At 46.4% G+C, this 13005-nt stretch carries 12 protein-coding genes; 10 read left to right on the forward strand and 2 right to left on the reverse strand.

Annotated elements, in window-relative coordinates:
- Positions 1–4: 4 nt before the first annotated feature.
- The 4 genes from MHB84_RS18875 (at position 5) to MHB84_RS18890 (ending at position 4170) form a co-directional block, all read left to right on the forward strand.
- Positions 5–1399 (forward strand): GldG family protein, encoded by a 1395-nt coding sequence (locus MHB84_RS18875; protein WP_076290829.1) that lies wholly within the window; start codon positions 5–7, stop codon positions 1397–1399.
- Complete coding sequence (locus MHB84_RS18880; RefSeq protein ID WP_076290828.1) at positions 1396–2421, forward strand: DUF4340 domain-containing protein; 1026 nt, start codon at positions 1396–1398, stop codon at positions 2419–2421. Before MHB84_RS18875 ends, MHB84_RS18880 begins: the two co-directional genes overlap by 4 nt.
- A 234-nt stretch (positions 2422–2655) precedes the next feature.
- Positions 2656–3636 (forward strand): YhcN/YlaJ family sporulation lipoprotein, encoded by a 981-nt coding sequence (locus MHB84_RS18885; RefSeq protein ID WP_076290827.1) that lies wholly within the window; start codon positions 2656–2658, stop codon positions 3634–3636.
- Between the two features lie 309 nt (positions 3637–3945).
- Entirely contained in the window at positions 3946–4170 is a 225-nt protein-coding gene (locus MHB84_RS18890) for a helix-turn-helix domain-containing protein (protein ID WP_017692532.1), read from the forward strand.
- A 510-nt stretch (positions 4171–4680) separates the two neighbouring features.
- Here the strand turns inward: MHB84_RS18890 and MHB84_RS18895 are convergent.
- On the reverse strand, positions 4681–5034 hold the full coding sequence (locus tag MHB84_RS18895; RefSeq protein ID WP_076290825.1) for a hypothetical protein: 354 nt from the start codon (positions 5032–5034) through the stop codon (positions 4681–4683).
- A gap of 243 nt (positions 5035–5277) precedes the next feature.
- On the opposite strand from MHB84_RS18895, the gene MHB84_RS18900 reads away from it, so the two are divergent.
- The 5 genes from MHB84_RS18900 (at position 5278) to MHB84_RS18920 (ending at position 8974) form a co-directional block, all read left to right on the forward strand.
- The gene (locus MHB84_RS18900; RefSeq protein ID WP_076290824.1) at positions 5278–6141 is read left to right on the forward strand and encodes a MurR/RpiR family transcriptional regulator; all 864 of its coding nucleotides are present in this window, start codon (positions 5278–5280) and stop codon (positions 6139–6141) included.
- 4 nt (positions 6142–6145) lie between these two features.
- Positions 6146–6874: a glucosamine-6-phosphate deaminase gene (gene nagB, locus MHB84_RS18905; protein WP_076290823.1), complete on the forward strand. Its 729-nt coding sequence runs from the start codon at positions 6146–6148 to the stop codon at positions 6872–6874.
- On the forward strand, positions 6871–8085 hold the full coding sequence (gene nagA, locus MHB84_RS18910) for an N-acetylglucosamine-6-phosphate deacetylase (RefSeq protein WP_076290822.1): 1215 nt from the start codon (positions 6871–6873) through the stop codon (positions 8083–8085). Before nagB ends, nagA begins: the two co-directional genes overlap by 4 nt.
- A 114-nt stretch (positions 8086–8199) precedes the next feature.
- A complete protein-coding gene (locus MHB84_RS18915) occupies positions 8200–8571 on the forward strand; it encodes a hypothetical protein (RefSeq protein ID WP_076290821.1) in 372 nt (123 codons plus the stop codon).
- A 199-nt stretch (positions 8572–8770) separates the two neighbouring features.
- Positions 8771–8974 (forward strand): hypothetical protein, encoded by a 204-nt coding sequence (locus MHB84_RS18920; protein WP_341143057.1) that lies wholly within the window; start codon positions 8771–8773, stop codon positions 8972–8974.
- 30 nt (positions 8975–9004) lie between these two features.
- Here the strand turns inward: MHB84_RS18920 and MHB84_RS18925 are convergent, their stop codons facing one another.
- A complete protein-coding gene (locus MHB84_RS18925) occupies positions 9005–10360 on the reverse strand; it encodes a dipeptidase (protein ID WP_076290820.1) in 1356 nt (451 codons plus the stop codon).
- 230 nt (positions 10361–10590) lie between these two features.
- Here MHB84_RS18925 and MHB84_RS18930 point away from each other — a divergent pair, with 230 nt between their 5' ends.
- The gene (locus tag MHB84_RS18930; RefSeq protein ID WP_083679037.1) at positions 10591–12993 is read left to right on the forward strand and encodes a helix-turn-helix domain-containing protein; all 2403 of its coding nucleotides are present in this window, start codon (positions 10591–10593) and stop codon (positions 12991–12993) included.
- Positions 12994–13005: the final 12 nt, after the last annotated feature.

Genomic DNA, 13005 nt, shown 5'->3' on the forward strand with positions numbered 1-13005 from the left:
GAAGATGAAAAAATGGTTGAGTCATACCAACAGTACCGTGCTGTCTGTAGCGGTGATTGGCATCTTTATTTTGCTGACCCTGTTTCTGAATTCGCTTGGCGGGTTCCAACTGGATCTGACCTCGAATAAACAATATACCTTGTCTGACCAGTCTCTTACCGCGATCAAAAATGTAAAGGAAGACGTCAACATTCTGGTGTTAACCGTCGAAAATGCGAATAATACGGTCTTGAACCGGGAAGTATCGGATATGGTTCAGGAATATACGAAACGCAACAGCAAACTGACGATGAAGCAATATAATCTGACGCAGGAGCCTACGCTGGCCTCCAAATATGGTATCACAGGAAGTTCCATTGTATTAGAGCAGGGCGATCAATATAAAGTCATTGATATCGCCAGTCTGTTTACGGCTGTCGGGGATGGAAGCGATGGATCGTACCAGTTCACAGGTGAGGAAAAGTTGACACAAGCGCTAATGAATCTGTCTTCAACGGAGATGCACAAAATGGTCTTCCTGACAGGACATGAGGAGCTTGGCCTGGATCAACTGACTACGCTGCGCTCATCTTTGGAACAGAATAATATCACGACAGAAGAACTTCAGCTGAATCAGGCAGGTCAGGTTCCAGAAGATGCGGACGTACTCGCAATTATTGGGCCACAGCGGGATATTAGTGATACTGAACTGAAAGCTATTCGCACATATCTGAGTAACGGAGGTAAATTGCTGTTATCCCTCGGTTTTCACGAAGACATGAAGTTGACTTGGAAAAATATCGATGCACTCATGACGGATTATGGTGTGGCGGATGAGCATGCAGTCATGGTGGACAATCAGCAGGCCAGCACCATGGGCCCACTGTGGGTCGTGCCGGAGTATGGCACACATGCCATCACGGATAAACTGTCAGAAAGCAAACTGTATCCGATGTTATCCTTGTCCATTGCTTTGACAAGCAAAGAGCAGGATAAATACACCTTGTCGCCGCTCATTCATTCATCGAATGACAGTTATGGCGAGACGAACATTGCAGGTTTATTGCAAAACGAAACAACCAACGATCCGGATCAGGATGTACAAGGTCCTGTTGAGCTTGGATATGCAGCGGATACAACAGATGGCAAACCGAAGGCTGTAATTCTGGGATCATCCATTTTCATGCAGGACTCGGAAATAGTGAACGGTGGTAACCGAGATTTTATTTTGAATACCGTCAACTATTTAAGTGAAAAAGAAGATGGAGTAACGATTCGGCCACGGGTGCAATCCGGTTATCAAACGGCGTATCTGGATGGTCAACAAGCCAGAACCATTTTCTTCGTGGCGATTGTCGCATTCCCGCTCATCTTTGTTATGATAGGTGTACTCTTATGGTGGAGGCGCAGACGTGTATGAAAAAATGGGTCCCAACGATTTTAGTCTTATTGGTCTTGATTATCGGGTGGGTCTATGCGGCCAGTCAAAATTATTTTCGTGAAGAGGAAGCGGAGAAGGTCAAGTTGCTCGGTATAAAGTCTGCCGATATACAGTCGATCACGATTCATGATAACAATACAGACACATCAGGTGCTTCAAAACCCTCATCTTCACAATTGGAACTAAAGAATGGTGTATGGAGTATGGTGGAACCCAAGGCCTATCCTTTGAACGGGTATACGGTTAGCAGCTGGCTTGATGCCTTAAGTGGTGCGGATCAGGAACTGGTTGTAGAGAAGGAGCCGAAGGACCTCGATAAGTATGGATTGGGTTCAGATGCAACGTTGCTCGATATCCAGCTAAACGATAACCGTGAGATCAAACTGAGCATCGGTGGCCAGCTGCCAGCTGATGACGCTCGTTATGTGCGGGTAGACTCCGGACCTGTTGTAGCTGTACAGACGGAATCCATCAGCAATATAGAATTATCACGGCAGGATCTGCTGGATACGACTCCGTTTAATCTGGATGAAACGAATGTCATTACACTGGAATGGGAAGGCGAAGCAGCCACCTGGATGCTCAAATCTTCGTCAGATGAGGGTGCGGCAGATCAGACGTGGACGCTTAATGGTGAAGCGATTGAAGCTACAGATGCTGTATCTCTGATTGGCAAAATCAAAAACCTGTCCACAGCTGACGATGTGCGCAAAGCTTCTGAACTGAAGGGAAGCGTGCCACGCTTTACTTTATCCGTTGAGCAGAAGGTTAATGGAGAAGCTGTTACGGATGTGTACCGAGGGCTTACTATTCCATCAGAACCGGATCAGATCTGGGTAGTCACGCCGGACGGTCAGTGGGCCTATCCAATGGATGCAGCTAGTCTGAAGGAAGCAGAGCAGTTTCCGAATTCGATCAAAAAATCAGAATCAGATGTAACATCATCTTCGAGTGAAGATAATGCTGATGCTGATGCGAATTCCTCCTCCACATCCAATTAAGTGAATGGCTCCTTCAACATGATAATGAAGGTTCACACTAGAACAGGAAATCGAAGGTTATATGGAGCGGTGCTGCACTTTGTGCAAGCATCGCTTTTTTATTTTTTATGTAATAAAGAAATCGTTTGAGCCCAGATAAAGGAGGCTAATGTTCCATATCCTTTCAGCATATCGCATTGTACAGAAGAGCATCCTATCCTTGTGACCAAAACCAACATAATTGGAGGATGAGACATGCCAGCAGCCAAAAAGGCGACAGCAATCAGCTTATCTTTGTCTACTGCAATCTTCGTAATGGCTGGATTGACGGGATGTGGAACGAGCACAAAAGATAACAATCTGCATACCCAAAGTGTTCGTCACGAAGTGAAAGGCATCAACCGTTATGGTGTTGAGTCCAATGGGATGGATGGTATTCGTGCGAAAAGCTATCGGACGCATAACGTCACTGACCTGAAATCAAGTGACGAGCTGGCTAAACGTATTTCAGAAATGAAGGAAGTAAAGTCCGCAAGTGTTATGCTGACTGATCGTAACGCATATGTTGCAGTCCGTTTGACAGATGGTCACACTGGCAAATTGGAAAGCAAATCTTTGCGTAACCGTGCAAATGGCACTATGCGTACAGAAAGCATGGGTCAGGATATGGGCGGTTTGCGTGTAAATGGTGGTAATGGAACCATGTCTCCATACAGCACCAGCGGCATAGCTCCGGGATTGAACACGGATGCAGCTACGGATCGCAGCCACATGGGCAATGACCGCAGCATCTATGGAACCATGGGAACTGGATCGTATGGAATGATGCGTGGTCTAACCAACAGTGGCAATGCACGTACAATCACAGAAGGTCCACGTACAATGAGCGAAGGTCGCTACGGAATGAAGAGTGAAACATCGCGTATTGATAGCACGGATGATAACACCTCCGAAGAGATTAAATCCAAAATCTCGGCGAAAATCAAACAATTTGCACCTCACGTGGAGAACGTATACGTATCAGCTAACCCGGACTTTGTACAACATGTGGAGAGCTACGCCACAGATATCCGTAACGGCAAACCGGTTAGCGGCATGATTAACACGTTCCAATCGATGGTTGAACGTATTTTCCCAACGAATGCGTTGAACACAAATCACCGAGACGGCGTGCTTGATGATGGCATCATGAATCGTAACAACAAAGACGGCATGATGAATCGCATGAATCAGTAATTTAGATTGAACAATATGCCTTTGCGCTGATGGTTAACATTAGTCGCGAGGGCATGTTTTTTTAAAAGGAATATTGATAATAACGATTAAGAAGATGATTCATAGTATGCCCATATGATACTTAGTCCCAATTGACGATTTCAGATTACTACGTTTGTGACCTTCATAGTGATTATTCATTCAAATTGCAATTCACTGCCCATTTTTTTGATAAAACTGAACCAACGCCCTTGACCTTACATAAGATGAGTTGACTGTATCCCCTTAACCTTGTTACACCAACACAACCCAGGCAAGGAGGGGTGAACATTGAAGGGTATCGATCATAAAAGCAAATTTCTGTTGACCCACCGTGAACGCGAAGTATTCGAATTACTGGTTCAGGACAAAACGACGCGTGACATCGCAGGGCAGTTATTCATCAGCGAGAAAACGGTGCGCAACCATATTTCGAATGTGATGCAAAAACTCAATGTTAAGGGTCGTTCGCAAGCAGTTGTCGAGCTGATTAAGCTCGGAGAACTGAAGATCTGACGCGATACTGCACAGTTGATTGAAGCAGCATGAAAGTCTTTTTCTATTCTTCATCATGAAGAATGGGGAAAGACTTTTTTGTTTTAGGTGGAAAGCAAAAACAAGCGAATTCCTAAAATGAAGGAATCGCTTGTTTTAAATAGTCATTCTCAGAAGTCTGAATTCAGAAGCTGCTGAGTGCAGTCCGCTATTCTGCTTAGCTCGGATTTAGGATAGCCTAGCCGCTTTGTCTTTTCGCAGCACCACCAGCAGGAACAATGTATTTTCCCTTTTGCAAAAATACCTTCGAACTTGTAGGACCAACCGTATCGTACAGCAAGCTGTTTTTTTCGTTGAATAACACGCTTTCTGTGATGCCTGTAATAGGCTTGATTTCTTTGCTGAGATTTCATGGATCATCACGCTCCCTTGGGAAAAGGCTCAGCCCGCAGAAATTCCAAGGGTACAGATTGCTACGGGCAGAGCGTGATAGGAATCACAACCGTAATCGTATATGGCATAAGGGTTCACCTACATATGGTTATTGGAATGCACCTCAATAAAGGATCTCCATTGTTTCTTTGAAAAAGGCTGATAGAAGAGCTGCTCCAATTCACCGTATTGTGTTTCATCTAAATGCAGATAGAGTGCTTTTTTTGCAATTTTGGCAGCAGGTTGGAAGGAAGATTTTGAACCGCCAGTTTTACGTTTGATTGGAATATGAAACTGCAGCAAGTCTGCGAGGTTATTCCAACCTTCCCAGCTCAGTCGCGCTCCACGCTTCCAGTCAATGCCATAGAGGACATAGTATTTATGAGCTTCGGTCTGTTTTATGGCAATAATCCAGGTGGAAGGAATCATTTTTTGACGTTGTCGTCGATTCATCAAGTGTACTCCTTCCTTAGAAATGAAATGTCCACATTCACTTCAAGGTTTATCTCCAATATAAGCGGAATCCCACTCCGTAATCAAGAAGATGCATTTTTAAAAAATTTATCATACATACCGTGAATACATGGTTAAAATCCTCTTGATTTGCAACAACGTATTGATTAAAATGAAAATATAAAAATGATTTTCTTTATTTATAATGAATTAATAAAAATAATTTTCATAAAAGGAGAGCCCATGGCAGCCATACTACATGCGTTGCAGCAAGAGCTGTATGAACTTCCGTCTCAGGAACGACGAATTGCAGAGGTGATTTTACAGTCCCCATCTGATATTCCTGGCTGGACCATTAACCATCTTGCACAGCAAAGCGGAACAAGTGCGGCTACGGTAACCCGCTTTTGCAAATCATTCCATTTCAAAGGTTTTCCTGATTTCAAAATGAAGCTGGCCGCAGAATTGTCCCATTCCACCAATGAAACAGCTTATCAGGATATCGTGGCAGGTAATCCTTTATCCAAAATTGTGGAAGCCATTGAAGCCAATCATCTTGCATCCATTGCGGACACCACCCGTTTGCTGGATCTAGGAAGGCTGGAGCATGCAGTTCAGTTACTATGTCATGCCCGTCGTATTGATCTCTACGGTGTCGCAACCTCTTCCATTGTTACGCAGGATTTCTACCAGAAACTAGTGCGGATCGGCAAAAGCTGTACTGCCTTCTCGGATTCACATATGCAAATTACGTCGGCTTCTTCACTGGGTGAGGGAGATGTGGCGATGGCGGTATCTTATTCGGGTGAAACGCCGGAGACGATCGATGCCTTGCATTGTGCCAAACAGGCGGGAGCTTCTACCATTTCACTGACATCCTATGGCAATAACAAACTCGCGGCGGTGTCGGATATTCCGCTCTTTACGTCCTCGTTGGAAGAAGGCATGAGGCGCGGGGATATGGCTTCACGTATTGCACTGCTGCATGTCGTCGATATTCTGTTCACGGGCATGGTTAGTGCCGACTTTGACCGTTTTATCCCCAAATTGGAACAATCGTATCACAATGTACAGTCTTATCGAGTTCAACATAACGGAGGTGCCTAAGAAGATGAATATACGTATTTTTGAAAATGAAGAAGATTTGAACGCAACGGGTGCAGGTGTGATTGCCAGTTTGCTACAGACGAAACCCCGGGCTGTACTGGGGCTTGCGACTGGAAGTTCTCCTGTGGGTATCTATAAACAGCTTATTGCTATGTATCAAAAAGGTCTGGTCAGCTTTGCGCAGGCATCTTCCTTCAATCTGGATGAATATGTCGGTCTTCCTGTAGATCATCGCGAAAGCTATCGCAGCTTTATGAATGAACAATTGTTTTCACATATTGATATTGATCTCGCCAGAACCCAGGTGCCGAATGGACAGGCTTCGGATTTGGGTGAGGAATGTGTTTCCTATGAACAACGGATTGATGATCGTGGACCAGTAGATCTGCAACTGTTGGGTATTGGGCATAATGGCCACATTGGCTTCAATGAACCCGGAACCGAGCTCACGGGGCGGACACATGTGGTGGATCTCAAAGAAGAGACAAGAAAAGCAAACGCCCGCTTTTTTAATCATATTGATGAGGTTCCGACTCAAGCCATTACGATGGGTGTAGGTACGATACTAAAAGCCAAACAAATCCTGCTGATCGCCCGTGGTGAGGAGAAAGCCGAAATTATTCGTGAAGCCTTTATGGGGCCGATTACAACACAATGTCCCGCTTCGCTGCTGCAATGTCATCCCAATGTGGTGGTATTGCTGGACCGTGCTGCCGGGAGGTTGGTGAAATGAGCCTAGAACATACGGAGAAACATGAACAAGAGAGTGAAAAAACCATCTCCCTTCTTCGAGGTAAAATCGTACTGCCCGATGGTGTAATGGAGGATGGTGTACTCGTCTGGACAGAAGGGAAAATCCTCTATGCTGGCGCACCCGAGGGACTATCTGAACAGATTCGCCGTGAAGCCGTATCTGTGCCTGTTTCCAAACATGGCGTCATTGTGCCTGGATTTATAGATATCCACGTACATGGTGGTAATGGAGAAGATTTTATGGACGCAAGTAAGGAAGTATTGGATAAAATCACTTCATTCCACAGCACACAGGGAACTACTGCAATGCTCGCAACGTCCATGACAGCGCCCAAAGACAGTCTCGATCGGGTATTGTCTGAAGTGGATAGTTATCGATCCGGTGACATGCCTTTTGCACAGTTGGAAGGTGTACATCTGGAAGGCCCGTTTTTCAGTCCTAAGTGGCCCGGCGCACAAAACCCGGATCATATCGTGTTGCCTAATGTGTCCTGGCTTGAGGCGTGGGAAAAACAATATCCGGGCCTGATTCGTCAAGTTACCCTGGCGCCGGAACGTGAGGGAGCGCTCGAAGTCATTTCGTGGCTGCGTGAGCAGCGAATTACAGCGGCATTAGGACATACAGATGCGACGTATGAAGAAGTACAGCTTGCGGTCGAAGCCGGGCTGCACCATGCCGTGCATACATTCAATGCGATGACACCGCTGCATCACCGCAATCCTGGAGCTGCCGGCGCAGTGCTTAGTGATTCCCGCATCAGTGCAGAGGTCATTGCAGACGGTATCCATGTGCATCCGGCGGCGATGTCTATTTTGGCTCAACTGAAAGAACAAGCAGATCAGCTTGTGTTAATCACAGACGCGATGTCTGCTACCGGGCTGGATGATGGTGAATACAAAATTGGCGATCTGCCTGTGATTGTTACGAAAGGTGTGGCACGTTTGAAAGACGGAGGCGCACTGGCAGGAAGCACGCTCACGATGATTCGTGGTTTCCGCTATCTGGTACAGGAAGTAGGCTTGAATCTGAATGCAGCTTCACGCGCAGCCAGCCTGACGCCGGCACGTCTGCTCGGCATTGATCACCGCACGGGTTCCTTTGCTAAAGGCAAACAGGCGGACGTCGTTTTGTTGAATGGTGATTTGAAAATTGAGGAAGTGTGGGTCAAGGGAAGACGAATCGGCGGTTAATTCTACATTTGTAGTGTTGTCGTGTGCCTCAACAGGCAATAGCTTGCGTAATGTGTTAAAATAGATCTCAAAAAAGCCGGGATCTGCGGATCACGCATTACGGAGGCGTGAAACATGGAACGTAACGCTATGCTCGAATTCGACCCGTTCATCACAGAGCTGGCGGAAAAGCTGCACGTACACGGATATTATGCCTTTTATGGCGAGCACTACAATGAGACCGATATGGAGCAGTACCGTAGACACCTGTTCACCTCATTCAGCAATATCGTATGGGTGGAGCTGGATGCACGCAAAAAGTATATGATTGTGGATCACCGTGGACGCAACACGGTCATGAAGTTAATTGACGGTATGCTGAACACCCGTAGAACGCTGCGGGCCAATCTAGCGATGGCTGGCACAGACACCTCCGGAGTCCAGCAGGAAATCACGCATATGATGCAGCTTGTGCATATGTTAAATTTCACAACGTTTCGCTCATAAGTAGAGGATACAGGATTAAAATCTAGAGGATGTCTCCGGAAGTTTGTATACTTCTTCTAGTCACAACGCTAACGAATCTGTCGCACCAATTATAAAAGGGGCGTGCCGTCATGAATATAGACGGCACACCCCTTTTATCTATCTATATATCTACCTACTATCCTTCATTTGTAAAGTAGGTTCAATCTTAAAATAAGGCATGGAAAAGCTGCAAAGTAGTGAAGGAGACGAAATCGATTCTGAAGAAGCGAAGCGTTCGCCTAAAAGCTTTCTGCAAGAAAGCTACTTCGGAAGCATATGCTATCCCCGGATTTCACCTTTGTCAAAAGGGAATCAAAGAAATCCGGGGATAACAGCGATCGAAAGAACGATTCGTATCCGTAACGGCCACTTCGCACGCTGACCAGCACTTATTTTTGAAATGAACTAAACTTTACAAACTCTTCAAAAACTGAACAATTGTCAACAACCCTTTATCAAAATTCTCCAGGTTGAAATGCTCATTCGGTGCATGCAGATTCTCATCTGGCAAACCGAAGCCCATCATAACAGCCGGAATACCAAGCACGCGTGAAAGTTTCTCCACGATCGGAATGGAGCCGCCATCTTTCGTAAACAGGGCACGAACGCCGTACACTTGTTCATAGGCATCAGCTGCTTTTTGCAGTACTGGATCAGATGGATCAGTGTTGAACGCAAAGGCTTTCTCAATCTGTTTCACATGTAGCGTTGCGCCTTGTTGAACATGAGCGCGCAGATGTGCTTCGATACGGTCCAGCACCTGCTGTGGATCTTGATCCGCAACAAGGCGGCATGTAATTTTGGCATGAGCTTCCTTCGGAATAACGGTTTTGGTGCCTTCACCTTGGAATCCGCCCCATACGCCATTCAGTTCTAGCGTTGGACGTGCGCCAACACGTTCCACGAACGAGTAGCTTTCTTCCCCGTACAATTGCTCCAGACCGAGGTCTTGACGAAGCTGTTCTTCATTGAAGCCTTGCTTCACGAACTCTTCTCTCATCTCAGGAGAAAGCGGCAGAACGCCATCATAGAAACCATCTACGCTTACGCGGCCTTGCTCATCATGCAGCGAAGCGAGCAGGGATACCAATGCGTGCAGTGCGTTCGGTACACCGCCTCCAAATGAACCAGAGTGCAGGTCAGTATTGGCTGTGTTCAGATCCACTTCGAGTGAGCAAAGACCACGCAGACCTGTAGAGATCGCGGGTTTTCCTTTTTCGAGCAGGGACGTATCCGAGATTAGTACCATGTCTGCACGCAGCTTGTCTGTATTGTCATTCAGATAGATCGGCAGGTTCGGGCTGGAGATTTCCTCTTCGCCTTCGATGCAGAATTTCACATTAACGGGAAGTTCCTTGTTTTCGGCAAGCAGTGCTTCAACCGCTTTGATATGTAAGAAGATTTGTCCTTTGTCATCCGTAGCACCACGTGCAAACAGTTTGCCATCACGAACGGTAGGTTCGAATGGAGGTGTTTCCCACAGGTTAAGCGGATCGACAGGTTGTACATCATAGTGTCCATAGATCAGTGCAGTAGGTTTGCCGGGTGCATGCAGGTGATCTGCATATACAATCGGATGTCCCGCTGTTGGAATAACCTCTACATTTTCCATACCTGCACGAGTGAGTGCATCTGCAGCCCATTGTGCTGCACGGTTAATATCCTCTTTATGCGTCGAAATGGCTGAAATACTTGGAATGGACAACCATTCATTCAATTCTGCCAGGTGTTTCTCTCTATTTTCTTGAAAATAAGTTTGTTCCTTCATTAAAAGGCCTCCTTCATGTTTTGCTTTACCCTATTGTAATCCATTTTGATGCGTTAATAAAACATTGGTTAAAAAATGATCTGATACATACCGTTTCATTCCCCTGGAAATTATGCGTATAATACAAGAAACGGATTTCATCCATATATTCTCATGTAAACCATTCCGCAGGGGAGTTGAGGGAGTTCCCATGACAGTCAGACCTTACGCAAACAGGCAGGTGAGCGCTAATGGAACCAGTTAGGAAGGGAAGACCCTCCAGCAGACTCACGCGTTGGCCAGGGTTAACCACAGGACGACATAAAGGGCGTTTTTATCGAAATAGTTTGATGCTTATTTTGCTGATTGCCAGCATTCCCGGACTGATTACAGGCATCGTGATGTACCAGTTGGTCGTTGGCCGGATGGAAAATGAATTTAATCAGATGCACCAAAGCCAGATTGAGAACCGGGCGCGCAACGTGGACGACCAACTCGCTTATCTGGAGATGACCTTGTCCCATTGGGCTTTTGAACCCAGGTTTGGCAATGCGCTGCGAACGCTGGATTTTGTGTATTATTTCAACGAAACCCAGGAAATTGTTACCACGCTTTACGTATTGCAAGGCTCTCATCCGCTCATCAAATCCGCGCAGCTATATTTACAGGAACCGAAACCGATTTTGTTTAACCGGGATTATAACGAGTTGAAGGATGATGCAAAAATACAGGCCTACGACCGCTATCTGACGATGGGGAACCATGTGTATTGGACAGACTGGATTGCGAGCCAAAGCAGTGATAAAGCACCTCAAACGAATGATAGTATACTGCATACCGATCCGGGTAATGCAATGGTTCTTGTACATAAGATTCCGGGTGAAAGCATTAATCCATTTGGTGCGCTGATCATTACGCTGGATAATGAGAAAGTCGCCAGTTTATTGAAAACGCTTACTCCTTATGATGAAGGGTTAACGTTCCTCATGGACCAGCAGGGCAATACACTGCTTACCGGTAATCCGGTTGCAGGGAAGGCTGACTTTGCTTTTGAGCAGCAGCTCAAAGAAGAGGTAACCCTGCATGCAGACAACCATTCATTCCTGTTCAAATATGAGGACGAGACCTATTCCGTGTCCTATGGATCACTGAGTCGAATTGATTCGGACTGGACATATGTCTCCGCAGCTCCGCTGACATCGGTGACCTCGCCGGTGAAGCTCGTGTCCAAAATCATCGTCATTGCAAGTGCCGGCAGTCTTGTCCTGGGGTTGCTATTATCCTGGTTTGCTTCACGCAGAATATATACTCCCGTAGCAAGGATGCTCCATTTATTGACGCCAGGCAGGAATGAAGCGACAACAGACACCAGGCTGGATGAATTCCAGCTGCTGGAACAACAGTGGAACGAATTGACCTCGCAGAGCCTGACCGCCCACCGGCAATTGCAGGAGCAGCTTCCCCATTTGCGGGATAGTTTTGTATTACAACTGGTGCAGGGGCATCTGTATGCCTATAATGAGCAGGATCTTCAGCAGCGGATGAGGAATCTTGGGTTTGAGGTGGACGACCAGCAGTTTTTGCTGCTTCAGATGTATTTTACGGGCTATGCCCAGCTGCAGGGGAGATTTGGGAGCCAGGACACGGGGCTGGTTACCTTTGCGGCGGTTAATATCATTGAAGAAGTTGCCAAAAATTATTTTAGTCAAATTAGTGTAATGAACTTTCACGACCTGTCTTCAGCCATGCTTGTGATTGCACCTGACGACGAGCCTGTGAAGTCACAAGCATTGTTATGGGGTCAGGAATTGGTGGAGGTCATTGGTCAGACATTGAGAATGAACGTGACCGTGATGGTGAGCCGTCCGGCCGCGTCTCCTCAGGAATTGCCGGGATTATTCATGGAGATGGAGCAGGCGGTTGCCTATCGCAGCGTGGAAGACGGGAGCCAGATTCTTGATCTGGAGGATGAGCAATGTTTCCGCAGAAAGGAAGAAGCCTCGTACCCATTGGGGCTGGAACGTGAGATCCTTCAGGCGATCAGACTTGGGAAGAAAAATGAGGCTGAGCGCGTACTGGAGCAATTTATGGCCGAGATCACCCGAGCAGGCAGTTCCGAATTCCAGGTGCAGCAGATGATGCTTCAATTGCTGGGAAGTATTCAGCATATGATGCTGCAGACTGGGGTAACGCCTTACAAGCTGTTTGGTGGCTGCAACATGTATGAGCGCTTATCTACGATTCGCGAACCAGCACAAATGATGAAATGGATGATCGGAGAAGTATTGCTGCCATATGTGCAGGAGATCGAGATGCGTTCCCAGGAGCCGATGAAGCAGGTCGTGGAACGTACGATGTTGTTTATTGATGAGAATTATAGAAACGAACTTTCCCTGGAAAGCTGTGCAGATGCGGAGCAGATGACCCCTTATGCATTAAGCAAGGCATTCAAGCAAGTATCGGGCATGAATTTCATTGATTATTTAACACGAGTACGAATGGATGCGGCGAAGCAATTGCTGCGTGAGACCACGATGAAAATCAATGATATCGCAGGCTCTGTTGGATACCAGCACAGTTACTTTAATCGGATTTTCAAGAAACAGGAAGGCTTAACGCCGAGCCAGTATCGGGATCAATGGCTAGGTAAATAAACCTGTTCATAA

The sequence above is a fragment of the Paenibacillus sp. FSL F4-0087 genome, from assembly GCF_038020215.1.
GTDB classification, from domain to species: Bacteria; Bacillota; Bacilli; order Paenibacillales; family Paenibacillaceae; genus Paenibacillus; species Paenibacillus taichungensis.